This is a genomic window from Catalinimonas alkaloidigena (genome assembly GCF_900100765.1).
Lineage (GTDB): Bacteria > Bacteroidota > Bacteroidia > Cytophagales > Flexibacteraceae > Mooreia > Mooreia alkaloidigena.
The window spans coordinates 638,828-663,315 of sequence record NZ_FNFO01000001.1; the positions used below are offsets into that span (position 1 = coordinate 638,828).

The following is a 24,488-nucleotide window of genomic DNA, read 5'->3' on the forward strand; positions in this document are numbered from 1 at the left end:
AGTCAGGCGCACTTCCATACTTTCCTTGGTAACGTAGGCGTTGTCTACCGGAACAGCGCTCGCGTAAGGGAAGTCAGGATGTCTAATGTTTTAGGAAATGATGCCGTAAATCCTTCACCGTCAGGTGGTCCGATTCTCGCCGTTTCGGCAGTTTTGGGGTCGGGTTCTGTTCAGATCAAGTACTTTGCACGTTCTGTTGCGCATGATGAAAAAACTACTCCCTGTCTGGTTGATCGTGATGGCGACTGCGGCTCCTGCCTGGGGCCAGGCCGTCCGTAAATACAGCAATGCTTTTCTGGAAATCGGGGTCGGCGCGCGTGGCCTGGCGATGGGAGGAACGCAGGCGGCGCTGGTCAACGACGTAACGGCGGGCTATTGGAATCCGGCCGGGCTGTCGCGCCTCGAATACAAGTACGAAGGTGCACTGATGCACGCCCGCTATTTTGCCGGGATTGTCAACTATGATTACGGCAGCTTCGCCACGCGCATCGACTCGCAGAGCGTGCTGGGCGTTTCTTTCATCCGGTTCGGCGTTGACGACATTCCTGATACCCGGCTTCTGTTCCTGAACGGCTCTACTACCCCCAACTACGACCTGATCAAATACTTTTCGGCGTCGGACAATGCGTTTCTGCTGAGCTACGCCCGGAAAGACCTTCTCCTGAAGGGGCTGCGCCTGGGCGCGAGTTTTAAAGTGATTTACCGCAACGTCGGCAACTTCGCCAACGCATGGGGCTTCGGCCTCGATGCCGGGGCGCAATACGAACGCAAAGGATGGATGCTGGGCCTGATGGTGCAGGACATTACCAGCACGTTCAACGCGTGGTCGTACAATACCGGCGAGGTGGCCGGCATTCAGGCCGCCGATTCGGCCAACGTCATCCCCGAAAACTCAATCGAAATTACGCTGCCCAAAATGCGGCTGAGCCTGGCGAAACGTTTCCAGATCAAAGAAAAATTCGGCGTACTGCCGGCGGTAGAGCTGGTCACTACGTTCGACGGGCAGCGGAACGTGCTGCTGGGTTCTTCGGTGGTATCGGTCGACCCGACGATCGGCATCGAGTTCGATTACGCGCAAATCGTGTACCTGCGGGGCGGCGTCAACAACGTGCAGCAGATCCGCGAGTTCGACGGCTCCGACAGTTGGTCGATGCAACCCAACTTCGGTATTGGCATCCGCATCCGGAATTTCTTCATCGATTACGCCCTGACCGACGTGGGGGACGTATCCGAGACGATCTACTCGAACGTGTTCTCCCTACGCGCAGGATTTTAGAGAATTAGCAAGCATGAAACAGGTGTACGCACGGAAGCTACTGAAGGGTTGGTTGGCGTTGTGGCTGGGGTGGGTCTGTACGGCCCAGGCGCAGTTGCCCGACACGCGCAGCTGGATCACCTACAATCAGCCCTACCTCAAAATTCTGGTGGCGCAAAACGGCATCTACCGCATTACGCGCGACGAGCTGGTGCAGGCGGGCATGCCCTCGGCTACCAATCCGCAGAACTGGCAGTTGTTTCGCCGGGGTCAGGAGCAGGCCCTCTACGTACCGAATGGCGGGGAGTTCCTCGAATTTTACGGGCAGATCAACGACGGCCAACTGGACACGTACCTCTACGACGCACCTGAAGATCAGCTCCAGGCCTATTTCAGTCTTTTTTCCGACACGGCGGTGTACTACCTGAAGTGGCAGGGCAGCATCGGGCAGCGGATGCCTTCGCTGAACCTGACACCGGCGGTGCCTGCCGAAGCCTACCATCTGGCCGAACTGGTGCCGGTGTACCGGGGCGGCGAGTACGCGGATGGCGTGGGCGCGGAGTACACAGGCGGCGCAAACTTCTACTCGTCTACGTACGATGCCGGCGAGGGGTGGGTGAGTCCCCGGATTCAGGCAAGCAGCGCCACGTCGTTGACCGATCGTACCATCGGTAACATTACCAACATTTACACGAGTGCTTCCGAGCCGATCCAACTGGAATTGAACATCGTCGGGCGCAATTTTTCTAATCCTCAGCGGGTCGTGATTGCCGCCGGCCCCACCACCAGCACCTTGCAGCCGCTGGAAACGGCCGAATTTCCCCAGAACGAACCTTACAAGAATACTTACACACTGCCACTTTCGTCCGTCGGGACCGACGGAAGCGTTACGCTGCGCCTGACGCCACAAGGGGGCAGCAACGTTTCGTACGCCTACGCGCGTGTCACGTTTCCGCAGCAGTTGCGCTGGAGCGGCGGGCGCATGCAGGTGCTGAACCTGAAGCCCAATGCCGGGGGGCTGTCGCGGGTAGAACTGGCCGGAGCCTCCGCCACCTTACAGGTATACGACATCACCGATCCCAACCGGGTGCGCCGCCTGACCAGTACGTTCAACGAAATTTCGCAGGTGCTGTCGTTTGGAGTAAACAACACCGAGGCCGGACGCCGGATTCTGATCAACGACGCCAGCCAGCAGACCCCGGTGCCTACCCTCCGGCCCGTTACGTTCCGGAACCTGGACCTGAGCAGCGACTACCTGATGGTATCGCATCCGCAGTTGCGGCTGGCGACCGGCGACGTGGCCGATCCGGTCGAGGCCCTGGCGGCCCACCGGCGCACGGCCGAAGGCGGTGGCTACAAAGCACTGGTTATGAACATCGAAGAGGTGTTCGATCAATTCAGCTACGGCGAAGAGACGCCGCTCGCCATCCGAAACATGGCGCGGGTGTTTTATCAGCCCGAAATAGAGAAATACCTCTTCTTGGTCGGAAAGGGATTGACCAACAACTATAAAAACACCGGGGCGTATCGCACCAGCCACTTCATTCCCACGTATGGCGTGCCTGCTTCCGATGTCTTGTTCACGGCGGGCCTGGGCGACATGGACCCGCATGTGCCCGCTATGGCCGTCGGTCGTCTGGCGGCGCGCACTGCGCAGCAGGTGTACAATTACTACCAGAAAATCGTGCAGCACGATCAGGCGGGCTATACGGCACTCTGGCGGAAGCGGGCCATTCACCTGAGCGGCGGATCGACCAAAAGCGAACTGGCTACGTTCCGCAACTTTATCGAGAACTATGCCGACATCATCGAACAGCCGTATTTCGGGGCCGACGTGGTATTGAAGTCGAAACGGACGGACAACACCATCGATACGGTCAACATCGTGCCGGAGGTCAACGAAGGGGTGTCGGTCATTACGGCTTTCGGGCATTCGTCCACCTCGGGAACCGACGTCGATTTCGGCTACGTATCCAGTCCCGTTCAGGGCTTTGCCAACGAAGGGAAATACCCGCTGATCGTGATGAACGGCTGCAGTTCGGGCAATATTTTCTCGACCAACAACCAGACCATCAGCGAAGACTGGATTCTGACGCCGAAAAAGGGCGGCATTGCCTTCATGGCGCACGGCTACCTGGGGCTGCCCAGCCAATTGAACCGCCACACGCTGCTGCTGTACGAAACCTTGTTTGCCGACAGTGCTTTCTGGGGCGCACCCGTAGGGCGGGCGCATCAGGAGACGATCCACCGGTTTGTGGAAAACGACAACAACTTGTCGATCTTCGATCTGGGGATGATTCAGCAGTACGCCCTGCACGGCGACCCGGCCGTACGCACGTTTGCCCCCGGCGCTCCGGATTACGCCATCACCGATGCATCGCTGTCGTTGCGCGCGTTCGACGAGCCGCTGATTACGGCCGCCAGCGACTCGTTTCAACTGTGCGTGGTCGTCAAAAACTTCGGGAAAGTTCAGGTCGATTCGTTTGCCGTGTCGGTGCGCCGCGAAGTCGCCAACCAGCAGCTGGAACTGCCCTGGCAACAGTTTCCGGCCACTTGGCGGCAGGATACGCTCTGCATTACGATCTACAACGACGGGGAAGGCACGCAGTACACCGGAACCAACCGCTTCGAAGTGAAGATCGATGCGGGCGACTCCATTGCCGAACTGAACGAACTGAACAATACCGCCGTGCTGGAGCGGTTCGTTCCGGCGGGGAGTGTCACGGCACTGTTCCCGCGCGAATTCGGAGTTTCCGGCGGCGATACCTTGCAATTGGTGGCACTTTCGGCAGCGGTGCTGAGCCAGGAACGGGGCTTTTTGTTCGAACTCGACACCACCCAGCAGTTCAACAGCGCGTTGCTGAAACGGAGCGAGATGGTGCGTGGGGTGCGTACCGCAACCTGGTCGACGCCGGTGCCTTCGGTCGCCGACAGCACCGTTTTCTACTGGCGCGTGCGCTATGCCGAAATCGTCGATCCGCAGGATTCGCTCTGGAACACCAGCTCCTTTACCTGGATTCCCGACGGGCCGGACGGATGGGCACAGCGGCACTATTATCAATGGCAGCGCGATGCCCGCTCGCAAATCGACCTGAACGCAACCACGCGCAACTGGGAGTTTCAGCAGGTAAGCAGCCAGGTGGAGGTGCGCGCCATCGGCGGCAGTGGCGCTTCCCGCAAAGCCAACACGCAGCTGTTCATCAACGGCGCGCCTCAGCTCTTTCTGAACCCGAGTGTGGGGAGCGATCCGACCGGCTGTACCTATAATAATACGCTGCTGGCCGTGGCGTTCGACGGGAGTTCGCTGTTGCCCTATCAAGTGGCGTTTGAGCCGTACTACGACTACAACGACGCGGGCTGTGGCATCAACCCCCGGTTTATTTACGGATTTACGCAGATCAACGGCTTCTACACCAGCATTCAGAAGGAACTGATCAATTACCTGGATACCATTCCCGAAGGCGATTACGTCCTGTTGTTCAACAACGGGGGCCTGAAGTACAATGGGACCGGGGCCGCATTTACCCCCGCCGTGCAGGCCAAGTTGCGGGAAATCGGGGTCGATCCGGTCAAGTTTGCTGCCTTGCAAAACGGCGATCCGTGGATTTGCCTGGGTCGCAAAGGCGCAGCTCCTGGCGAAGCGCTGGAAGTATACGCCAACCCCGATTCGACCCTTGAGGGGCAACCCATCCCGACCGGAGAGCAGCAGATTTCTCTGGTGCATCAGCTGATGGGCCAATACGAAGAAGGAACCATCACCTCGCGGCGCATCGGGCCGGCGCTTTCGTGGGCCACGTTGCAACATCAGGTGGTGCGGGCCGACACGTCCGACCGGTACCAGTTGAGCTTGTACGGCACCACGCTGGCGGGTACGTCGGCGGTGTTGGAAAACGACGTTACCACGGCAAACTTCTCGCTGACGTCGGTCGATGCCCAGCAGTACCCTTACCTGTACTTGCAGATGAAAGTCCGGGATCAGGCGCGCCAGACGCCGCCGCAGCTTAAGCATTGGCAGGTTTTCTACACGGCTGCCCCGGAAGGAATCTTGCTGGCCGGGTTGCGCGGCGAAACCGTTACGTCCATTCCCGACAAACAACAGGGCGAGCGTTTCTCGGTCCCTTTTACGTTCGAAAACATCTCTTCGCAGGACTTTGCCGACTCGCTTTCGGTCGAGATACGCCTGACGGAACTGCGTAACAATGAGATCGAAACGATCCGCCAGAAAGTGCGTCCCGTTGCCGCCGGCGACACAGTGCTGTTGTACGTGCCGATCAACACCCTGGACCGGCTCGGCGAAAATCGCCTGGAAGTGCAGGTAAACCTGTACGATCAGCAGCCCGAACAGTATTACGAAAACAACGCGATCGAGCTTACGTTCGACGTGATCGGCGACGAAACCAATCCCATTCTGGACGTGGCCTTCGACGGGCGGCGCATCATGGACGGCGATATCGTTTCGCCCACGCCGGTAATTTCGGTGAGTCTGAAAGACGAAAACCTGAACCAGATCCGGCAAAATCCCGAAGGCATTACGCTGTTTTTGCGCACGCCCGAAAACCAGAGCCAGGGCGACGTCGGTTTTGTGCCCATCGACCTGAACGATCCGGGACTGACCTGGCAACCCGCCGACGAGAAGAACAACTTCCGGCTGTCGTACCGCCCGGAGGAGAAGTTCGGCGACGGGACGTATACGTTGCGGGTACAGGCCTCGGACCTGAGCGGCAACCCGTCGGGCCGGAACGGCTACGAGATCAACTTCGAAGTGATCAATGCCTCGACCATCACGCACTTCTATCCCTACCCGAATCCGTTCACGACGCAGACGCGTTTCGTCTTTACCCTGACGGGCAGCGAAATTCCCGACGACCTGAAGATCCAGATCATGACGGTATCGGGAAAAGTCGTGCGCGAGATTTTCAAGGAAGAGCTGGGCAATCTTCACATTGGCCACAACCTGACCGACTTTGCCTGGGATGGCACCGACACCTACGGCGACCGGCTGGCCAACGGCTTGTACCTCTACCGCGTCATTCTGAAACACAGCGGCGAGACGTTCCAGCACAACGAAATGGACAGCGGACGGGGCTTTAAACAAGACTACGGCAAGCTTTACATCCTGCGGTAAGCACGCTGCCAAACGGGGTCGCTCCGGCCGGTTGTGGTCCCTGAAAAAAATAGTTGCTGACCCGCCCCGGAAAGTAGGTTGTATCTTGGTCCGATCTGCTACATTTGCGCACTTTTTTCAACCGTATGCAACACGTAGCAGTAGGATTCTTGGACGAGATCGCCGAGCGCGGATGGTCCGTTATTCCCGATTTTATCCCGGCCGAGGTGGTCACCGAGATGCGGGAAGAGTTACGCAACCTCTGGCAGGAAGGCGAGTTTCGCCGGGCCGGGGTCGGGCGTGGTGCCTCGTTGCAGGTGCGTCCCGAAATCCGTACTGATTACGTCCACTGGCTGGAGCCTAACGCGCTTACGCCGTTGCAACAGGCGTATTGGGACCAGATCGATACGCTGCGCCAAACCCTGAACCAGGAGTTTTTTCTGAGCCTGCGTTCGTTCGAAGCGCACTTTGCCGTCTATCCGGCGGGTTCGTTCTACAAAAAACACCTCGATCAGTTTTCGCAGACGCGCCACCGCATCATCTCCTGCATCCTGTACCTCAACCCGAACTGGACGCCAGCCGACGGCGGGCAATTGCGCATCTACGAGGCAGATGGCCTCGGCCATACGGACGTGACGCCCTACGGAGGAACGCTCGTGTGTTTCCGCAGCGCTGATGTTTTCCACGAAGTGTTGCCCGCGCACCGCGAGCGTTTCAGCCTGACCGGCTGGCTTCGAACCGAGTAATGGGGGAGGTCGTGATGGCGTGAGCACGACAGAAGGAGAGCATTCCACATTGAAAATCGCGCAACTTGCTGCTCAGCAACGCTAGATCCACTTGCCATCTGGAATCAGAGCTTGATCGCAGTCCGGCCCGACGTAACACTTTTACTTTGACGACGACTCTATCAAAGGAGCACGTCTACCGAGATCCAGGCGCAAGCCGCGCTGGTGTGCCTCACTTACTTCTTCCGTTCGTAGAGCGCGAACGTAAACGGATGAGCGTGGCAGTCGTCGGCGGGATGGTCTTCGTGCCAGACGCGGGTCCAGCGGTCGGGCTGCCAGTCTGGAAAATACGTGTCGCCTTCGATGTCTGCATGGATGTGGGTCAGGTACAGTTTGTCGACCAGGTCCAGCGACTGCACGTAGATTTCGCCACCCCCCAGGACAAATACTTCCTCTTCCGGCGCAAAATGACGGGCGAGCGCCAGCGCCTCCTTCAGCGAGTGAACCACTACCGCGCCCGGGGCCTGGTAGTACGGATTGCGGGTGATGACCACGTTGGGCCGCCGCGGCAGCGCCTTTCCCCCGAACGATTCGAATACCTTCCGCCCCATCAGACAGTAATGTCCCAACGTAGTGCGTTTGAAGAAGCGGAGGTCGTCGGGCAGGTGCCAGGGCAGATCGTTGTCCTTGCCGATGACGCCGTTGTCGGCTACTGCCGCGATGATGGAAAGAATCATGAGGGAGAAAAGATTACAAATTTCAGATGGGCAAATAGCAAATGAGCCGGAGTTCAGGGTTCGACGTGGCCGCACACCATGCTTTTTTCGCTTTCGGGTTTTCGGTTCTTCGGCGTTCGTTACAACTCATTTCCCCGGAAAAACTCTTCGATGGCCATGCGGCGTTTGCCTTCGGGTTGCAGTTCTTCAACAGCAACCCGGCCGTCGGCTGTACCCACATACAGGTGCGTTTTCGCATCGGTGAGGAGCGCACCCGCCGCCAGCGGCTCGGGTTGCGGACCAGCATCGGCAACGCGGTGAATCTTGTACGTACGTCCGTTGAGTTCCGTCCAGGCAGAAGGGTAGGGCGACAGACCTCGCACAAAGTCTACGATTTTCTGTGACGGTTGCTGCCAGTCGATCTGGCAGGTTTCCCGGAAAATTTTGGGTGCGCGCTTTTCTTCCTGAGGCGGCCGCTGCGGAATGCGCGGCGCTTCCCCGGCTGCGATGGCGTCGACGGTTCTTAGTACCAGCTCCGCTCCTTTGTGCATCAGCCGCTCGTAGAGCGAGCCCGCGGTGTCGTCCGGTCGGATCGGCTCCGTTTCCTGAAAAATCAGGTCGCCCGTATCGATTTCGTGTTGCAGGAAAAAGGTGGTGACGCCCGTTTCGGTTTCGCCGTTGATCACCGCCCAGTTGATCGGCGCCGCGCCGCGGTAGTCGGGCAGGAGGGAAGCATGCAGGTTGAACGTTCCTTTCGGGGGCATGGCCCAGACTGCCTCCGGCAACATCCGAAACGCGACCACGATTTGCAGGTCGGCCTGGTACGCGCGCAACTCCTCCAGAAAGTCGGGATTTTTAAGTTTTTCGGGTTGCAGCACCGGAATGCCCTGCGATACGGCGTAGGCTTTCACCGGCGACGCCGTCAGTTTCCGGCCCCGCCCGGCGGGCTTGTCGGGTGCCGTGATGACGGCCACCACGCGATGTCCGTGTTCTACCAGCGTTTGCAGGCTGGGCACGGCAAATTCGGGCGTTCCCATAAAAATCAGGCGCAAGGGAGAAGAAGGCATAGCGCAACGTATCGGTCAATAATCGCTCAAAACTAGAGAATTTGTGACTACTAACTCCGGGATTGCTTGCCTATCAGCCGCATCTGGTGAATTTTACGGCATTGTTAACGCATACCCTCTTTTCAACACACACCATGAACCTGAAATCGTACGTACTGCTGGCGTTGGTTGCTTTCGCCAGTCTGCCTGCGCTGGCACAAACCGAACAAGGCAGCGTGCTGCTGGGCGGAAACGCCAGTTTGCAGTTTAACGACCCTTTTTCCATCACTGTCGCACCCAACATCGGGGTCTTTGTAAGGGACAATTTCGCCATAGGGAGTGCCCTCAGCGTATCGTATCAGGAGAGTAGCACGAGCCGGTATACCAGCTTGGGGGTCATCCCTTTTGCGCGGCTTTACTTCGGCCACCTGCCGGTGCGTCCGTTCGTTATGGGAAATGTAGGATACAGCCACGAGCGGAGCCGGTCGAAAACCGGACCCGGACGCCAGACCTCGACGTACAACCGGGGCATTGCCAACATCGGGGCGGGGCTGGCCTATTTCCTGTCGGATCAGGTCGCGTTGGAAACCACGTTGCTCTACGGCTCTTACGCGATTCGGGAAGGAAGCCGAAACGCCCGCTTACGGCTCAACATGGGTTTCCAGATCTACTTCTAGTCCTATAGGCCCACGGCTTTACTCTGCGTAGAGCAGATAGTTCTTCCGCATGGCCTTGTACTGGCTCAAGGCCGGTTCCCAACTGGCGCGGATTTCGGCCTCGGTTTTTCCGGCCTTGACCTGTTCTTGAAACGTCGGCGTGCCCGACAGGGTGTTGATGTAGTTATTCTTGTTAAAAAACGTCGCCTTGTCGGGCGAATTGCGGTAAAACGAAAGCAACGGCTCCAGCGACAGGCCGGTGATGTTGACCTCGCGGTAGTCGACGCCGTAGCATTTTTTTCCTTCCTGGGGCGGATGCGGCGAGCTTTCGGGCATGGGTACCGGCGTGAAGGTGAATGCGCCATAGGCCGGATCGGGTGCGCCCGCTACCTGAAAGGGGAAGGGCGTGCCCCGTCCGATGCTGACGACCGTGCCTTCGAACAGACACAGCGACGGATAGAGGCGGATGGCGTGGTAATTGGGCAAGTTGGGCGATGGCTTCACGGGCGGCTCGTAAGGCGTCTGGTGGGTATAATTTGCAACCGGAATCACCTGCAGGGGACACTCCAGTCCTTCGCCGAGCCACCCTTCTCCGTTGATCATCTGGGCCAGTTCGCCCACCGTCAGGCCGTGCAGAATCGGAATTGGGTGCATGGCGACAAATCCCTTGAGTTTTTCTTCCCGAATGGGACCGTCGACAAACTCACCGTTCGGATTGGGTCGGTCCAGCACGATGAAGAGCTTTCCCTGCCGGGCGCATTCGGCCATCATGTAATGCATCGTACTGATGTACGTGTAGAAACGCGTGCCGACGTCCTGCAAATCGAACAACACCACGTCCAGGTCCTGAAGCCACTCCGGCTTCGGTTTGCGGTTGGCGCCGTAGAGCGATGCAATGGGCAGCCCCGTAGTCGGGTCGATACCGCTGTCGATGTGTTCGCCGTCGCCCACATTTCCCCGAAACCCGTGCTCGGGCGTGAAAATACGTTTCAGGTTCACGTCTTTTTCACGGAGAAGATCGACCAGATGCGCCCCCTCGACCAGCGACGTGTGGTTGGCGACGATGCCCACCGCACGGCCTTTCAGTTGGGGGAGATATACCTCAAACTGCGCAGCGCCCACCTGTAGCGGCCGCACGGTATCGACGCGTGGTACTGCCGCCGAATCGGCATCGGTCACCGCCGGGCGGCTGGCCGAAGTACAACCTACCGACAAATACAGGCATAGGGCAAAAAGCCACCAGGGTGCAGAAGCGATGCGCATGGGAGAAGGGGTTACGGTTCCTGCAAACCTAACGAACGGTTGGGGCTTTTGCGTTACCGGCTACGGGAGGGGCGTAAGGCAGCTTCGCCCTGCTTCTGAAAACGGTGTGACTTTTGTGAAATCTGCGAATTACAGAAAAGGAAGGCCTCGGGTTTGGCAATCCCCGAAATCCGGAACACTTTTGAGGGTAGACCTTTCGTGTAATTTTGAATCTCGCTCGTTTCATCTCGCAACGCATTCAGGACAGTGATCCGCAGTCGTTCACCAATACGGTGCGCAAAATCGCCATCGGAAGCGTGGCCGTCGGGTTGGCGGTGCTGATCATTTCGTTTGCCATTCTGGGCGGGTTCCGGAATACCATTCAGGACAAGGTTTTCAGCCTGAATGGGCACTTGCAGATCACGAAGTTTACCCTGAATAAAGAGTACGAAGAGTCGCCAGTCTCGACCACGTTGCAGATTTATCAGGAAGCCCAGGCGATTCCGGGCGTTACCCACATCCAGAGCTACAGCCTTAAACCGGCCCTGATCAAAACCGACGAGGAGGTGCAGGGCGTGGTGCTGAAAGGCGTGGGGCGCGATTTCAACGAGGCCGCGTTTCGTCCCAATCTGGTAGAAGGGCGGCTGGTGAGCAGTGCGACGGATACCATTTCGGCCGAGGTGGTGGTCAGTCGGAAAATTGCCGATCTGCTGCACATCCGCCTCGAAGATCAACTGTGGTTTTATTTCCTGCAGAACCCACCCCGCTACCGTAAGTTGCAGGTCGTGGGCATTTACGAGACGGGGCTGGAGGAATTTGACCAGACGCACGTTTTGGCCGACTTAAAGCTGTTGCAGGACCTGAACCACTGGCCCGATACGCTGGTGGGGGGCTTCGAACTCTTCGTGAGCGATTTTTCGCAACTGCCCGAAATTTCCGACCGCGTGTTCGACGCAATGGACTACGATCTGCAACTGACGCGCATCACCGACCGCTACCCGCAACTGTTCGACTGGCTGTCGCTCTTGCGCAACAACGTCGATATCTTCCTGTGGCTGATCCTGCTGGTGGCTTGTTTCAACATGATTTCGACGCTGATCATCATGATTATGGAGCGAACCAACATGATTGGGGTGTTTAAAGCCTTGGGCGCGACCAACTGGCAGGTACGGTCCTTCTTCCTGTTCAACGGCATCCGGCTGATTCTGGCGGGGCTGCTGCTGGGCAATGCGATGGGACTGGGGCTGTGCGCCGTTCAGTATTACTTTCGTATCATTCCGCTCGATGCCGAAAACTATTTCATGAGCTTTGTGCCGATTGCCTGGAACTGGACTATTTTCCTGTTACTCAACCTTTTGTTGTTTACTCTTACATCCCTGGTCCTGATCATTCCCACGGTAATCATCTCGCGAATCGACCCGGTAAAAGCCATTCGGTTCGATTGATCTCCATCTTTTTGGAGAATCAGATTTAAAAAATTTTTATTATTGCAGAAAACCTAACATACCCTTCTTTTATGCAAACTGTTAAAATCATTTCTTATGCGCTCCTGGTCGTAGCTATAGGCATGGGGTATTATCTGTTCACCCGAATCAAAGGCCCTATTGACGAACTCAACCATATCCAGCGTGTAGAAGGTCAGATCATTGCTAAACTGAAAGTGATCCGGGAGGCCGAAAAAGCCTATTTTAACAAGTATGCGAAGTATGCAGGAAGCTGCGACCAACTGATGAACTTCATCCAGAACGAGCAGATTTACCGCGTAGCGCGCAAAGAGACGATCATCGAACGCGAAGCGTACCTGGGCGACAGCATCGTGGTAGAACTGGATACGTTAGGGTCCATCGCGGTACGCGACTCGTTGTTTACGCCTGAAACGCTTCCTCCGGGGGTTACCCTCAACAACCTTTGCCGTGTGCCCGGCTCTTCCGAGCAGTTCAAATTCTACGCCGGCGAAGTACAGCGTACGGGTGGCTACATTTTGCAGGTTGTAGAAGTGGCCGATCCTTCTCCCATCAATCCGGAACGGGTTCGCGGACCGAAAGAGCCTCTGAAATTCGGCTCGCAATCTGAAGTGACGACCTCAGGAAACTGGGAGTAAAGCCTTGACTGTCATTGCAAAGACCATTCGATATCGGCTTGTTCAGCGGGTAAAAGAGGAGAGTTTCGACGTCAATGCACTGGCGGATTATGGGCTCCACCTCCAGGTGAGCTACGACCGGTTCAGGTTCTGCATCGCGTCAGCGGCGCAGAACCGCACGTTGTGGCTGGAGGATTATGCGCTGGAAGAAGTGCATTCCAGCGAAGGCCTTCTGGAGCAACTCGAAGCCTTGTTCGACAACCATGCGGTGCTGAAAGCGGGCTTCTGGGGACAGGTGAAGCTGTCCCTGCCGTCCCAGGGTTTTTCGCTGGTGCCGACGTCGCTGTACGACGACGCCCGCCAGGAACAGTACCTCAGGCTCTTGTTTCCCCTGGATCGCGACGCGTACGAAATCCGTGCGTATCATCACATCGGGCTGGACATCATCAACACCTTTTCGGCAGAAAAGCAACTGGTTCGGTGGTTTGAAGCCATGTATCCTCAGCAGCAGCTACAGGTGATGCATTCCGTAAGTCCGCTGATCGAAGGGGTGTTGCGGCAGGAAGGCAAAACCGAGGGGAAGCAGCTTTTTGTCAACGTCGAGAAACAGCGCTTCGATGTAGTGGCCATGCAGGGCAAGCACCTGGAGCTTTGCAACCAGTTCAGCTACACCAACGAAGTCGACTTCGTGTACTTCATCATGTTCGTGATCGATGAGATGAAGTTCAACCCGGAGACCGACCGCCTGGTGCTCTGGGGCGAAATTCTACCCGATTCGGCCATTTATAACAAAGTGTATCGGTACGTGCGCCACGTTACATTCGGCAAACGCCCGTCTGCGCTCAAGTTTGGCTACGTGTTCGACGAAGTGTTCGACCACCGCTATTTCGATCTTTTTTCCATGCATTTCTGTGGCTGATATGCCTACCTCTCCCCGCATTGCCATCTTTCCCGGTTCGTTCGATCCTTTCACACGCGGACACGAGGACGTGGTGCGCCGGGGCATCGGCCTTTTCGACAAGGTGATCATCGGCATCGGCGTGAACAGCACCAAGCAGCGCTATTTTCCGCTCGACGAAATGGCCGAGAAGGTCCGCAAAACCTTCGCGGACGAGTCGTGTGTGGAGGTGATGACCTACCAGGGATTGACGGCAAAGTTTGCGCAGGAACAAAACGCGCATTTCCTGTTGCGGGGGCTGCGCAACACCACCGATTTTGAGTACGAAAATGCCATTGCCCAGGCCAACCGGCACGTATTCCCCTCCCTCGAAACCGTTTTTCTGATTACTTCTCCATCACTGGCCACCATCAGTTCCAGCATCGTGCGTGACCTGCACCGCCATGGGCAGAAGGTCGACGACTTTGTGCCCTACGCGCTCTGATCGGTGCTGAACGGCATCAGTTCCTGCGGGTAGTGGTAGAAGTAGCGCATAAACACCTCGCGAATGGTCAGGTAGCTGTTCTCTAACACCTGATTTACTTCGTTGGGCTTCATCCACCGGACGTCGTGAATGTTCTCTTCGAGTTGCGGGCGCATGTGCAGATCGTTCAGGCAATCCATGGCGTACCAGCGCGTCTGCTTCAACACGTCCTTGCCGTTGTTTTCGTAGGTGTGCCAGGTGGTACAGATCTTGTGCCGCAACTGAACCGACACGTTGCATTCTTCCGAGACCTCGCGTACCGCCGCCGGGCCAAATTTTTCGCCTTCGTCCAGCTTGCCCTTAGGCAGATCCCACCGCCCCAGGCGGTAAATCATCAGGTAACGGTCGTTGCGCGTCACCAGTCCGCCGCCCGCCTTTACGATGCGGAACATGCTCTTGATCTGACGGTTGAGAGGTTTGCGTTGCGCCGCGGCCAACACCACCTGATCGAGGCCGTCGAGCGGCTCGCTTTTCATGAGCTTGAACAACGTAGCCAGCTGGTCGGTGCTGGGGCACGAGATCAACAGCTTCCCTTGCAAATGACTGGCTTTTAGAGGTTTGGAGCCTTCCAGGATCGTATCAAACCGGTGGAGGTCGGGCAGGTCTTTTACTTTTTGGATATAGACAAGTTTGTTTCGGACAAACAGTTTCATCAGCTTCGTTACCTTGAATTATTCTGAATTATCACGATCGGTTCCTCAATTTTGCCGATCATTGTACATTAGCTAGCTACAACTTGATTTAGTATGATTCGTTCCCGGTCCATTGCTTCGGCTGTTGCTACCCAATTGCTGCAAATTAACGCCATTCGCCTGAATCCTGAGCATCCCTTTCGCTGGAGTTCAGGGTGGAATTCGCCCATTTACTGCGACAACCGCCTGACGCTGTCGTATCCGTCCATCCGCAGTTACATCATGCAGGAAATCATCGCCGTCATTCGCGCTTGTTTTCCTAACGTAGAGGCCATCGCGGGCGTTGCGACGGCGGGCATTCCGCAGGCGACATTGGTGGCTAATAGCCTGGAGTTGCCTCTTTTGTACGTACGTTCCTCGCCGAAGGGACACGGCATGCAGAACCGCATCGAAGGGCGGGTTGTGCCGGGGCAGAAAGTGGTGGTGATCGAGGATCTGATCTCTACCGGAAAAAGCTCGATTCAGGCGGCCGAGGCCCTGAAAGAAGAGGGCATCGACGTGCTGGGACTGGTGGCCATTTTTACCTACGGATTTCCGCAGGCGGACGAAAACTTTGCCCCGCTCGATTATCCTTGCTACTGCCTCAGCGATTACGACACCATGCTGGACGTCGCGGTGGCCGAAAATTACATTGCGCAGGATAGCCTCCAATCCCTGAGCGACTGGCGGCACAATCCGGAGGGGTGGAAACCCCAACGGCAGCAGGCTTCCTGAGCGTGAAGATCGGGATCATCTCGGATACGCACGGTTTTCTGGACGAACAGGTCTTTCATTACTTTGAGCCGTGCGAGGAGATCTGGCACGCCGGCGACTGGGGTTCGCTCGCCGTATACGAACAACTGGCGGCATTCCGACCGTTGCGGGGCGTATACGGCAACATCGACGGGCAGGACATCCGGCAGCACTGCCCCGAATCTCAACAGTTTACAATCGAAGGAATGCGCGTCTGGATGATCCACATCGGAGGGTATCCCGGACGTTACGCGCCCCCCGTGCGGCGGCGGTTAGAAGCCACGCCCGCGCCTGACCTGTTTGTGTGCGGCCACTCGCACATCCTGAAAGTGATGTCTGACCGAAAGCATCGTAACATGCTGACCATCAACCCAGGGGCGGCCGGTCGGCACGGATTTCATAAAGTAAGAACGCTGGTGCGGATGGAGGTACACGATGGGAAGGTGCGCCAAATGCAGGCGATTGAACTGGGGCCGCGTACCGAGCCCCGGGCGTGGGAAGAAAACGCGTAAAGAAAAACCCCGCTTTCGGCGGGGTTATCTATGTCTACTCAGCTTTTTTAGCGAACGAGGCTTTGATGGCTTCCACATCGATGTGTTTGATGGTGGGCCGAGCATTCAGCTGCTTCAAAAGTTTCGCCTTGTTTTTAGGCTTCAGGCGGTTGCGGAGGGTTTTTCTTTTAAGTTTAGTTACGGCCATGACTGTCGATTTTCAAAAATACGAGGCGCAAATTTAATCGGTTTTTCTCAAAAACGGAACCATTCTGTGCGATTGCCCCGAAGAAAATCCCTTTTCTCGGTAGTTGCGGCGGCAGACCTCCTTTTTTCTCTTTAACTTCGTTGCTCCAATTTTTACAGGCATGAGCAAGGCAAAACCGGCTATTCCGCGCGGCACACGCGATTTCGGACCGGCCGAGATGATCAGACGCAACTACATTTTCGATACCATTCGCCGCACATTCCGCACGTTTGGCTATCTGCCGCTGGAAACCCCCAGTATGGAAAATTTATCGGTGCTGATGGGCAAATACGGCGAAGAAGGCGACCGGTTGATTTTCAAGATCCTGAATTCCGGCGACTATTTCTCGCACCGCGGCACGCCCGTCGTTTCGCCCGAAGACGTTACCAAAGGCGAGAGTCACTTCACCAGCCTGGTGTCCGAAAAGGCGTTGCGCTACGACCTGACCGTGCCGTTTGCGCGCTACGTGGTAATGCACCGTCACGAACTGACCTTTCCGTTCCGTCGCTACCAGATTCAGCCGGTCTGGCGCGCCGATAGTCCACAGAAAGGCCGTTACCGGGAATTTTACCAATGCGATGCCGACGTGGTCGGTACCGATTCGCTTCTGTGCGAAGCCGAAATCGTCCAGATGATCCGTGAGGTGATGGAGCGCCTGGGACTGACCGAATACGCCATCAAGTTCAACAACCGGAAAGTGCTGACGGGCATCACCGAAGTGATTGGCTGTCCGGGACAGGAGGCAGCCCTGTGCGTGGCCATCGACAAACTCGACAAAATCGGGCGGGAGGGCGTGGTGCGCGAACTGGAAAGCCGCGGTTTCGACGCGAGTGCCATTGCGCAACTAGAGCCGGTATTTCAACTGCAAGGTTCCCTGACCGAACGCATCGAGCAACTGAGCACGCTACTGGCCAACTCGCTGGTGGGGCAACAGGGATTGGACGAGATTCGCGAAATGCTCCGTTACCTGGAATTATCGGGCGAAGTGCCCGCCACGCTGGAGTTCGACGCGACGCTGGCGCGGGGACTGTCGTACTACACCGGGATGATTTTCGAAGTGAAAGTCACCAACGTGCAGATTGGCAGCATCAGTGGCGGAGGGCGTTACGACAACCTGACCGGTGTGTTCGGGCTGGAGGGCGTTTCGGGCGTAGGCTTTTCGTTCGGTGTAGACCGGATCTACGATGTACTGGAAACGCTGGGCCTGTTTCCGGACCAGACCCACGACACCACGCAGGTACTGATCGTGAATTTTGGTGCCGAGAGCGAGCCACACGCGCTGCCGCTGCTGGCGCAGTTGCGCGAGGCCAACGTTGCCGCCGAGTTGTATCCCGATGCGGCCAAGATCAAAAAGCAAATGACTTACGCCAACGCCAAAAACATTCCGTACGTGGTGCTGATCGGATCGGACGAAATCGCCCGGCGGGAGTATACGCTGAAAAACATGCAAACCGGCGAACAACAATCACTGAGCGCCGCGGCACTGGTACAGACGTTGGCCGCTGCCGATTCGGTGACGGCCTGACCGGCCCGGTAAAGAAAAACCCCACAGCATTGCCCATAAATCGCGCTATTCTTTCTAAAAATTGTTAACTTCCTGCTCGTTACTTTTTCGTTCCGTCTGATGTCCGACTCCCTCTCCCGCCGTTCCCATTGGGTCTTCCAGTTTCTTGTCATGCCGCTCAATTTTGCGCTGTTTGGCGTGACGGGCTACTTGCTGGCCGTGTACCAGGGTCCGCTGCAAGTATTTCTGCTGGTTTTAACGGCGCTATTGCTGGCTACCATTCTGTGGGTGCGCCTGCAAGGCATGGAACAGCACGAGCGACTGGTGCGGCTGGAGTTGCGCGAACGGTATCAGCGGCTGGCCGGTAACGATCCTGCGCAGGCTTTGGGCCAGCTCAGTATCCAGCAGATGGAAATCTTGCTACGCAGTCCTGACACAGAACTGCTGGTACGGGTCGAAGAGGTGTGTATGCAGGACGGAGCGTCTCTGACCCGGCGCGAAACCACCGTGCAAAAGCTGAAATCCTGACGATGACACGCTGGGCCTGGGCACTTGTGCTGCTGCTGCTGATCACCGTATCGCATGCGCACAGCCGGCCCACCGCAGGACCCTACTTGTTGCAGGACTCGGCGGCGATGGCGGAGGTAAAGCGCGGCATCGACCTGATGTACAACTACCAGTTTGCGGAAGCGACCACGGTGTTCGAAACCCTGCGCCCGCGCTACGGCAAGCATCCGCTCTATCCGTTCGTACATGCTCTGTTGTTGTACTGGAAAGAGCTCCCCATTTTACACAGTTCGGCCGCGACGGCTTCGTTACGCGCCCTGTTGGAAGAGTCCATCACCCTGGCCGAAGGGTTGCGCAAAGACCCTGATGGGGCTGTAGAGGGCAGCTTCTTTGCGCTGTTTTCCCATGCGCTACTGGCCAAGACCTACGCCGACGAAGAAGAGACGATGAAGGCCGTCAACGAGGCGCGCAAGGCTTATCCTTACCTGAAAGAAGGGTTTGAGTACCAGCGGCAGTACGCCGAATTTTACATCTCGACCGGCCTGTACAACTATTACCGCGAACGCTACCCGCAACTCTACCCGGTTTACAAGCCGTTTGTGTATTTCTTCGCCGATGGTAATATGGCGCTGGGATTGCAACAGTTGGAGAAGGCCACACGCGAAGGGGTGTTTACGCGAATGGAAGCGTTTCGCTTTTTAATTCACATTTACATAAGCTACGAGGAAAATACGGCCAAAGGGCATCGGCTGGCGGCAGAAGCCCACCGGCTTTACCCGCAGAATACCTACTTTCGGATGATCATGACCGAGACCCTGCTGCTGACCCATCAGTACACAGCAGCCCGGCCCCGCATCGATGCTCTGTTGCGCGAAGACAATACCTACTACCGCATTGCGGCCCATTTGTTTGACGGATGGTGGCAGGAAAAGGCCGCTCACGCGCTGGAGGCGGCGCAAAAGGCGTATCGCCAGGCCATTGCGCTTCAGACAACGTACCGGTACGCACCGGACGATATGCTGGGTTGGGCACACGCCGGGCTGGCGCGCATCGCCATTGTTCAGGAAAACCCCGACGAGGCGCGCGCGCAGTACAAGCAGGCGTTGAAAAGCACGAGCGATCTTTCCGTGCACCGTGAGGCCGAGGCCTACCTGCGTAAACACTGAGCCCGGCAACCGACTATGCTACAGGAATTTCAGACCATTGCGGAGCCCTCGGAGGGACTGTACAAAGAGAAAGGAAGTAAATTTCTGGCTTTTGCCTATCCCGCTTCGTCCGAAGAGGACGTCAGCACCTGTCTGGAGGCCTTGCGCAGTCGCTATCACGATGCGCGGCATCATTGCTACGCTTACCAATTTAATGACGAGCACCAGCGGTACCGCGCTAACGACGACGGCGAACCGAACCATTCGGCGGGCGATCCGATTCTGGGCCAGATCCGCTCCCGGAACCTGTACAACGTGTTGGTGGTGGTGGTGCGCTACTTCGGGGGAACTAAGTTGGGCGTAAGTGGACTGATCGTGGCCTACAAAACGGCCGCTGCCGAGGCACTCGACCGGGCGCGGGTGGTAACGGAAGTATTGCGACAACAGCTCACGGTGGCGTTTGGCTACGAACAAACCGGCGATGTGCACCGCATCATCCACGAGTACGACGGAGCCATTCGCGAGCAGCAGTTCGACACGGCCTGCCGCCTGCGCATTAGCTTTCGGCGTGATCAGGTGACTGAAATTCAGGAGAAACTGGACCAATTGGTAGGCGTAAAGGTGCTCGACGCCTAAACCCAAACGATTTCGGCCCGTAGTATAAGACTTTCCAAATCAAGAAAATAGAGTACGGTCACGCTAAAAAGCTCATAAAAAAAAGCTTCCTGAGCCGAAGAATATTTCGAAAGGAGCACAAATTTTGTGAGTTTAGTGGCTTGTTTGGGACCATCGCTGCGGATTCCCACCATAACCCAACGAATGCATGGATCGCGAAAATAGGAGAGTCGCCCTGATTACAGGAGCAACGGGTGGCTTAGGCACAGCCATGTGCAAACGTCTGATCACAGACGGATACCGAGTCGCCGGAACGTATCGCGATAAGTCGAAGCTTTCTGCCTGGCAACTGGAAATGGAGAAAGAAGGTTACTTTCTCGACGTATTCGAAGTGGACGTCGCCGATTTCGATTCGGTAGGAAACACCATCGCCAACGTAGAAGAGAAGATCGGGCCGATCGATGTGCTGATCAACAACGCCGGAATTGCCCGCGACGGCGTGCTGCGGCGCATGACCAAAGAGGCCTGGGATGACGTGATTAACACCAACCTGACCAGTGTGTTCAACACGTGCCGGCACGTAATCAACGGCATGATCGAGCGGGGATTTGGCCGGATCATCAACATCTCGTCGGTCAATGCACAGCGCGGGCAGGTAGGGCAAACCAACTATTCGGCCGCCAAAGCCGGCATGCACGGTTTCACCAAATCGCTGGCGATGGAAGTCGCTACCAAAGGCATTACGGTGAACACCATCTCGCCGGGCTACATCTATACCGAAATTGTCAAGGCCATCCCCGACGAAATCATCCGGACGAAAATTCTGCCCGGCATCCCGATGGGGCGGCTGGGAGGCACCGACGAAGTAGCCTATCTGGTGTCGTTTCTCGCGTCCGACGAAGCGCGGTTCATCACGGGAGCCAACTACGCCATCAACGGCGGTCAGCACGTGTATTAGGGGAGGAGGCTCCTTGCTTAAGCAGCTGGGAATCAGAAAATAGGCCCACAGCGTACGAATTTCAGGCTTCGTCTTCCATACGTTAGGTTCTTTCGGAAAATAGTGCAACTTAGCTCGTCTAATTGCGAGCTCATGCTACTCCGTCTACTCACCTTCCTCATGTTGGGAGGGTTGGTGCTTGCCTGCCACACGCCTCGCTACTACACCTTCCCTTCGCAAGCTCCGCCCGCAGCCCGCCCGTCTGTGCGCGTGAGCACCCCCGCTCCTCGAACAGAACCCGCAATGGTCGCGCCCGCATCCGACGCACTGGCGACCGCGGAAGTTTCTGTGCCTGCACATCCGTACGAAGCTGACGCCCGGCCTACCTTTCAGTCGTTTAAGGCAGTACCGCCGCTTGTGCCCCCAGTTTTGCAGCCTCCGCCCAGGCTGTCCAATTTAAGCCTACCCATACCGGAAGAGCCGGACCCGCCGCGTGTCATGGATGGCTATGCCGTTGCAGCCTTTTTGGCCGGCCTTTTCGTGCCGCTGACGTGGGCGTTGTTGTCCGTCGTTCCTTTTATCGGGCTGTTGTCGCTGGGATCGGTTGTGATGGCGATTGTCTTCGGCATCATCGGCATGCGGCGTACGCGCCGGGAAGGCCGTCGTGGCTATGGGCTGGCGCTGGCCGGACTGATCATGGGCCTGGTGTGGACCCTTGTCGGCATTCTCGGCATCGTGCTGATCATTCTGCTGATTCTGGCCTGGCAAGGGTAAGCTTCTCGGTATTCGTTGCAGACTCGTCAGGCTTGTACTTGTAGGAGAAGGCAAAAACGTAAGTAAGAGAGCAAGAGAATTAGCTCCTGCTCAAATCTCATCATAAAAATTGAAAAACAAGAAATTACGCACCTGAGCGGTATAGGCGCTTGGAAAACAGAAACGTTAGATTATCTCTTAGCATGATTTTTTATAAAGAAAATTAACTAATCATGCTCAACAAAGCTGTTGTAATGGTCCTGGTATGGGTAGTAATGGCTACCACAATTCAGGCGCAAACTCGGGAAATCTATACAAACCCCGATTTCTCAAGCCTGGCTGCAGAACACCAAATGCTGGCTATTATTCCCTTCAAAGCCACAGTAAACCTCCGACCGAAACAAATGGAGAAATTGGGTGCAGAAGGCCACAAGAAGCTGGAAAGCGAACAAGGTTTAGCCGTGCAAAGCGCTCTTCAGACCTACTTCCTAAAGCGGAAAGAAAAGAAGGCCATTGCCGTAAACTTTCAGGATATTACCAAAACAAACGCACTCTTGGCTAAGAATGGGGTCACCGAAGAAAATATACATTCTTTTACAGCCGAAGAATTGGCCGAAATGCTTGGGGTTGATGGAATTGTCGGAGGACTTTTACAGACAGATAAACCCATTTTTGACGGTGCCTCTATTGCTATGGGCATGCTAGTAGGTTACTACGGTGCTACAAATACAGGTAAATGCACGATCCACATCAACGATGGCACCACAGGGGAGCTATTGTGGAAGTATGAGAAAACCTTGGCTAGAAGCTTGGGCAGCGATCTCAACACCATTATCAACACGTTGATGCGGAAAGCGGGCCGTAAATTTCCCTACGATCAGCTAAACGATGACTAAGCTCCGCTTAACCTTTAGGCCATCTACGCACCAAAGATCCGCCGTAAGGCGGATCTTTTGTTTTAGCGCTACACGGGTGTTTCAGCGCCCGCGGCCCCTACCGATCCGCCTCACCCGGCAACGAGGGCCACAAGGAGTGGTGCGGAGTGGTAATCGCTATCGGTTCTGGCCTAACCTTACCGGAGAGGAACCAACTTTGAAGAGCCTTTGTGACATGATTTACAGAACGGGTGAAATGCCGAGCAAGTGCATGAAAATTCCTTAACAGCGCTTACTTAGGAGGGCTGGTGCCGAGCCTGTTATAAGTTGTTTGTTTCCTGCCATCCGTGTACCTTGCAGCGCTTATCCAGAAAGACTGAGGGAATGGGCCCTGCGACGTCTTGGCAACCGGATTTATCGATCAAGGTGCCACTTCCCACCCCGGTCAAAGGGGAAAGATAAAGCGCGACTTTTCACCCGCTCTTTCTCGGATAACGTTACGTGGCTTCATCTATCCGAGACATGACTCAGATTCAAGACATTTTAAAAAAGCGTATCCTGGTGCTCGACGGCGCCATGGGCACGATGATTCAGCGCTACAAACTGGAAGAAGAGGACTTTCGCAACGAGGCGTTGAAAGATCATCCGCATCCGCTGAAAGGCAACAACGATTTGCTGGCCCTGACGCGCCCCGACGTGTTGCGGGCCATCCACGCGGCTTACTTCGAAGCGGGCGCCGACATTGCGGAAACCAACACGTTCAGCGGCACGACCATCGCGCAGGCCGATTACGGACTGCAGCATATTATCTATGAACTTAATTACCAGTCGGCGCGGTTAGCCCGCGAAGTGGCCGATGAGTTTACGGCCCGGAATCCGGACAAGCCCCGCTTTGTGGCCGGTTCCATCGGTCCGACTAACCGCACCGCGTCCATCTCGCCCGACGTCAACGATCCGGGGTACCGCGCCGTTACCTTTGACGAGCTGAAAGAAGCTTACCGGGAACAAGTCAACGCCTTGCTCGACGGTGGGGTCGATCTGCTGCTGGTCGAAACCGTTTTTGATACGCTCAACGCGAAAGCCGCCCTGTTTGCCATCGAAGAGGAGTTCGATGCGCGCGGGCAGGAGTGGCCGATCATGGTGTCGGGTACGATTACCGATGCCAGCGGCCGTACGCTGTCGGGTCAGACCACCGAGGCGTTTCTGATTTCGATGGCCCACGCGCCGCTGCTCTCCATCGGGCTGAACTGTGCGTTGGGGGCGAAAGACCTGCTTCCGTACCTGCAGGTGCTGCACCGCAAGGCCGATTTTCTGGTGAGCGCGCATCCCAACGCCGGCTTGCCGAACGAGTTCGGGCAATACGACCAGACGCCGGACGACATGGCCGGGCAGATCCGCGAATTCCTGAAACTGGGGCTGATTAACATCATTGGAGGGTGCTGCGGCACGACGCCCGACCACATCCGGGCCATTGCTGAAGCTGCCGCGGAATTTGAACCCCGGAAAGTGCCCTCGGCCGAAGTCGCTGCGGAGTGAGTACGCCCCATCAGCCTTCAGAGTCGGAACTGACGGTTCCTTACCACACGACACAGGGTATACCGCCAGTTGTTTCGACGGTGGTGGTCGCTCTCTTGCTGTCAGGAGCCCTCTGGCTGGCATGGTCCATCCGAAGATTTAAAAAAACAGTATCCCGACAAGCAGGCTAGGCAAACTAAAGCACTGGCCGACCTGCTGAGAAACATTAA

The 24,488-nt window shown here is 56.5% G+C and carries 23 protein-coding genes and 1 riboswitch; of the genes, 18 read left to right on the top strand and 5 right to left on the bottom strand.

Translation table 11 applies throughout. From position 1 onward, the window contains the following. Nucleotides 1–202: 202 nt before the first annotated feature. The 3 genes from BLR44_RS02460 to BLR44_RS02470 all read left to right on the top strand — a co-directional run bounded on the left by BLR44_RS02460 (nucleotide 203) and on the right by BLR44_RS02470 (nucleotide 7,105). On the top strand, nucleotides 203–1,276 hold the full coding sequence (locus BLR44_RS02460) for a putative type IX sorting system protein PorV2 (RefSeq protein WP_245705947.1): 1,074 nt from the start codon (nucleotides 203–205) through the stop codon (nucleotides 1,274–1,276). Between the two features lie 13 nt (nucleotides 1,277–1,289). Beyond that, nucleotides 1,290–6,380 (top strand): putative type IX secretion system sortase PorU2, encoded by a 5,091-nt coding sequence (locus BLR44_RS02465; RefSeq protein ID WP_089678579.1) that lies wholly within the window; start codon nucleotides 1,290–1,292, stop codon nucleotides 6,378–6,380. Nucleotides 6,381–6,505: 125 nt separating this feature from the next. Beyond that, entirely contained in the window at nucleotides 6,506–7,105 is a 600-nt protein-coding gene (locus BLR44_RS02470) for a 2OG-Fe(II) oxygenase (RefSeq protein WP_089679110.1), read from the top strand. 215 nt (nucleotides 7,106–7,320) lie between these two features. Here the strand turns inward: BLR44_RS02470 and BLR44_RS02475 are convergent, their stop codons facing one another. After that, nucleotides 7,321–7,821 carry a dihydrofolate reductase gene (locus BLR44_RS02475; protein ID WP_176955871.1) on the bottom strand — a complete coding sequence of 167 codons (501 nt, stop codon included), beginning with the start codon at nucleotides 7,819–7,821 and terminating at the stop codon, nucleotides 7,321–7,323. A gap of 119 nt (nucleotides 7,822–7,940) precedes the next feature. Continuing rightward, nucleotides 7,941–8,867 carry a methionyl-tRNA formyltransferase gene (fmt, locus tag BLR44_RS02480; RefSeq protein WP_245705948.1) on the bottom strand — a complete coding sequence of 309 codons (927 nt, stop codon included), beginning with the start codon at nucleotides 8,865–8,867 and terminating at the stop codon, nucleotides 7,941–7,943. Between the two features lie 134 nt (nucleotides 8,868–9,001). On the opposite strand from fmt, the gene BLR44_RS02485 reads away from it, so the two are divergent. Next, nucleotides 9,002–9,523: an outer membrane beta-barrel protein gene (locus tag BLR44_RS02485; RefSeq protein WP_143017070.1), complete on the top strand. Its 522-nt coding sequence runs from the start codon at nucleotides 9,002–9,004 to the stop codon at nucleotides 9,521–9,523. 18 nt (nucleotides 9,524–9,541) lie between these two features. On the opposite strand, the gene BLR44_RS02490 is transcribed toward BLR44_RS02485, so the two are convergent. Beyond that, nucleotides 9,542–10,765, bottom strand: coding sequence for an exo-beta-N-acetylmuramidase NamZ family protein (locus BLR44_RS02490; protein WP_089678583.1), 1,224 nt, complete (start codon nucleotides 10,763–10,765; stop codon nucleotides 9,542–9,544). 206 nt (nucleotides 10,766–10,971) lie between these two features. Between BLR44_RS02490 and BLR44_RS02495 the strand changes: the two genes are divergently transcribed. The 4 genes from BLR44_RS02495 (at nucleotide 10,972) to coaD (ending at nucleotide 14,206) form a co-directional block, all read left to right on the top strand. Continuing rightward, entirely contained in the window at nucleotides 10,972–12,189 is a 1,218-nt protein-coding gene (locus tag BLR44_RS02495) for an ABC transporter permease (RefSeq protein ID WP_089678585.1), read from the top strand. A 71-nt stretch (nucleotides 12,190–12,260) separates the two neighbouring features. Next, nucleotides 12,261–12,845, top strand: coding sequence for a PLC family EF-hand domain-containing protein (locus BLR44_RS02500; protein WP_089678588.1), 585 nt, complete (start codon nucleotides 12,261–12,263; stop codon nucleotides 12,843–12,845). 4 nt (nucleotides 12,846–12,849) lie between these two features. Continuing rightward, nucleotides 12,850–13,743, top strand: coding sequence for a DUF3822 family protein (locus BLR44_RS02505; protein WP_089678589.1), 894 nt, complete (start codon nucleotides 12,850–12,852; stop codon nucleotides 13,741–13,743). Between the two features lies 1 nt (nucleotide 13,744). Next, on the top strand, nucleotides 13,745–14,206 hold the full coding sequence (coaD, locus tag BLR44_RS02510; protein ID WP_089678591.1) for a pantetheine-phosphate adenylyltransferase: 462 nt from the start codon (nucleotides 13,745–13,747) through the stop codon (nucleotides 14,204–14,206). On the opposite strand, the gene BLR44_RS02515 is transcribed toward coaD, so the two are convergent. Further along, nucleotides 14,194–14,898, bottom strand: a complete 705-nt coding sequence (locus BLR44_RS02515) for an NUDIX hydrolase (protein ID WP_089678593.1) — start codon at nucleotides 14,896–14,898, stop codon at nucleotides 14,194–14,196. The two genes, coaD and BLR44_RS02515, sit on opposite strands and share 13 nt — an antisense overlap. A gap of 93 nt (nucleotides 14,899–14,991) precedes the next feature. On the opposite strand from BLR44_RS02515, the gene pyrE reads away from it, so the two are divergent. Together pyrE and BLR44_RS02525 are read left to right on the top strand one after the other, a co-directional pair. Next, complete coding sequence (gene pyrE, locus BLR44_RS02520; protein ID WP_089678595.1) at nucleotides 14,992–15,651, top strand: orotate phosphoribosyltransferase; 660 nt, start codon at nucleotides 14,992–14,994, stop codon at nucleotides 15,649–15,651. Next, on the top strand, nucleotides 15,621–16,181 hold the full coding sequence (locus BLR44_RS02525; protein ID WP_245705949.1) for a metallophosphoesterase family protein: 561 nt from the start codon (nucleotides 15,621–15,623) through the stop codon (nucleotides 16,179–16,181). The genes pyrE and BLR44_RS02525 overlap by 31 nt, the downstream gene beginning before the upstream one ends. Before the next feature lie 34 nt (nucleotides 16,182–16,215). Here BLR44_RS02525 and BLR44_RS28820 read toward each other — a convergent pair whose 3' ends face one another. Then, on the bottom strand, nucleotides 16,216–16,368 hold the full coding sequence (locus BLR44_RS28820; protein ID WP_176955872.1) for a hypothetical protein: 153 nt from the start codon (nucleotides 16,366–16,368) through the stop codon (nucleotides 16,216–16,218). A gap of 160 nt (nucleotides 16,369–16,528) precedes the next feature. Between BLR44_RS28820 and hisS the strand changes: the two genes are divergently transcribed. The 8 genes from hisS (at nucleotide 16,529) to BLR44_RS02565 (ending at nucleotide 24,279) form a co-directional block, all read left to right on the top strand. Next, nucleotides 16,529–17,932, top strand: coding sequence for a histidine--tRNA ligase (hisS, locus tag BLR44_RS02530; RefSeq protein WP_089679119.1), 1,404 nt, complete (start codon nucleotides 16,529–16,531; stop codon nucleotides 17,930–17,932). Between the two features lie 99 nt (nucleotides 17,933–18,031). Then, nucleotides 18,032–18,439 (top strand): DUF6526 family protein, encoded by a 408-nt coding sequence (locus tag BLR44_RS02535; RefSeq protein ID WP_089678599.1) that lies wholly within the window; start codon nucleotides 18,032–18,034, stop codon nucleotides 18,437–18,439. Nucleotides 18,440–18,441: 2 nt separating this feature from the next. Further along, nucleotides 18,442–19,584, top strand: coding sequence for a tetratricopeptide repeat protein (locus BLR44_RS02540; RefSeq protein WP_089678601.1), 1,143 nt, complete (start codon nucleotides 18,442–18,444; stop codon nucleotides 19,582–19,584). 15 nt (nucleotides 19,585–19,599) lie between these two features. Then, nucleotides 19,600–20,199 (top strand): IMPACT family protein, encoded by a 600-nt coding sequence (locus BLR44_RS02545; protein WP_089678604.1) that lies wholly within the window; start codon nucleotides 19,600–19,602, stop codon nucleotides 20,197–20,199. 187 nt (nucleotides 20,200–20,386) lie between these two features. Beyond that, complete coding sequence (gene phbB, locus BLR44_RS02550) at nucleotides 20,387–21,136, top strand: acetoacetyl-CoA reductase (RefSeq protein ID WP_089678606.1); 750 nt, start codon at nucleotides 20,387–20,389, stop codon at nucleotides 21,134–21,136. A gap of 504 nt (nucleotides 21,137–21,640) precedes the next feature. Beyond that, nucleotides 21,641–21,889: a DUF4190 domain-containing protein gene (locus BLR44_RS02555; RefSeq protein ID WP_143017071.1), complete on the top strand. Its 249-nt coding sequence runs from the start codon at nucleotides 21,641–21,643 to the stop codon at nucleotides 21,887–21,889. Between the two features lie 212 nt (nucleotides 21,890–22,101). Next, nucleotides 22,102–22,764, top strand: a complete 663-nt coding sequence (locus tag BLR44_RS02560; RefSeq protein WP_089678609.1) for a hypothetical protein — start codon at nucleotides 22,102–22,104, stop codon at nucleotides 22,762–22,764. 340 nt (nucleotides 22,765–23,104) lie between these two features. Then, nucleotides 23,105–23,208, top strand: a riboswitch (SAM riboswitch). 57 nt (nucleotides 23,209–23,265) lie between these two features. Further along, complete coding sequence (locus BLR44_RS02565) at nucleotides 23,266–24,279, top strand: homocysteine S-methyltransferase family protein (protein WP_089678611.1); 1,014 nt, start codon at nucleotides 23,266–23,268, stop codon at nucleotides 24,277–24,279. Nucleotides 24,280–24,488: the final 209 nt, after the last annotated feature.

What these genes read in the sequence shown, in the direction of transcription:
- coaD (WP_089678591.1), top strand. Translation starts at nt 13,745, where the DNA reads ATGCCTACCTCTCCCCGCATTGCCATCTTTCCCGGTTCGTTCGATCCT.
- BLR44_RS02565 (WP_089678611.1), top strand. Translation starts at nt 23,266, where the DNA reads ATGACTCAGATTCAAGACATTTTAAAAAAGCGTATCCTGGTGCTCGAC.
- BLR44_RS02500 (WP_089678588.1), top strand. Translation starts at nt 12,261, where the DNA reads ATGCAAACTGTTAAAATCATTTCTTATGCGCTCCTGGTCGTAGCTATA.
- BLR44_RS02560 (WP_089678609.1), top strand. Translation starts at nt 22,102, where the DNA reads ATGCTCAACAAAGCTGTTGTAATGGTCCTGGTATGGGTAGTAATGGCT.
- BLR44_RS02460 (WP_245705947.1), top strand. Translation starts at nt 203, where the DNA reads ATGATGAAAAAACTACTCCCTGTCTGGTTGATCGTGATGGCGACTGCG.
- hisS (WP_089679119.1), top strand. Translation starts at nt 16,529, where the DNA reads ATGAGCAAGGCAAAACCGGCTATTCCGCGCGGCACACGCGATTTCGGA.
- BLR44_RS02470 (WP_089679110.1), top strand. Translation starts at nt 6,506, where the DNA reads ATGCAACACGTAGCAGTAGGATTCTTGGACGAGATCGCCGAGCGCGGA.
- BLR44_RS02515 (WP_089678593.1), bottom strand. Translation starts at nt 14,898, where the DNA reads ATGAAACTGTTTGTCCGAAACAAACTTGTCTATATCCAAAAAGTAAAA.
- BLR44_RS02490 (WP_089678583.1), bottom strand. Translation starts at nt 10,765, where the DNA reads ATGCGCATCGCTTCTGCACCCTGGTGGCTTTTTGCCCTATGCCTGTAT.
- BLR44_RS28820 (WP_176955872.1), bottom strand. Translation starts at nt 16,368, where the DNA reads ATGGCCGTAACTAAACTTAAAAGAAAAACCCTCCGCAACCGCCTGAAG.
- fmt (WP_245705948.1), bottom strand. Translation starts at nt 8,867, where the DNA reads ATGCCTTCTTCTCCCTTGCGCCTGATTTTTATGGGAACGCCCGAATTT.
- BLR44_RS02540 (WP_089678601.1), top strand. Translation starts at nt 18,442, where the DNA reads ATGACACGCTGGGCCTGGGCACTTGTGCTGCTGCTGCTGATCACCGTA.
- BLR44_RS02535 (WP_089678599.1), top strand. Translation starts at nt 18,032, where the DNA reads ATGTCCGACTCCCTCTCCCGCCGTTCCCATTGGGTCTTCCAGTTTCTT.
- phbB (WP_089678606.1), top strand. Translation starts at nt 20,387, where the DNA reads ATGGATCGCGAAAATAGGAGAGTCGCCCTGATTACAGGAGCAACGGGT.
- pyrE (WP_089678595.1), top strand. Translation starts at nt 14,992, where the DNA reads ATGATTCGTTCCCGGTCCATTGCTTCGGCTGTTGCTACCCAATTGCTG.
- BLR44_RS02465 (WP_089678579.1), top strand. Translation starts at nt 1,290, where the DNA reads ATGAAACAGGTGTACGCACGGAAGCTACTGAAGGGTTGGTTGGCGTTG.
- BLR44_RS02475 (WP_176955871.1), bottom strand. Translation starts at nt 7,821, where the DNA reads ATGATTCTTTCCATCATCGCGGCAGTAGCCGACAACGGCGTCATCGGC.
- BLR44_RS02545 (WP_089678604.1), top strand. Translation starts at nt 19,600, where the DNA reads ATGCTACAGGAATTTCAGACCATTGCGGAGCCCTCGGAGGGACTGTAC.
- BLR44_RS02485 (WP_143017070.1), top strand. Translation starts at nt 9,002, where the DNA reads ATGAACCTGAAATCGTACGTACTGCTGGCGTTGGTTGCTTTCGCCAGT.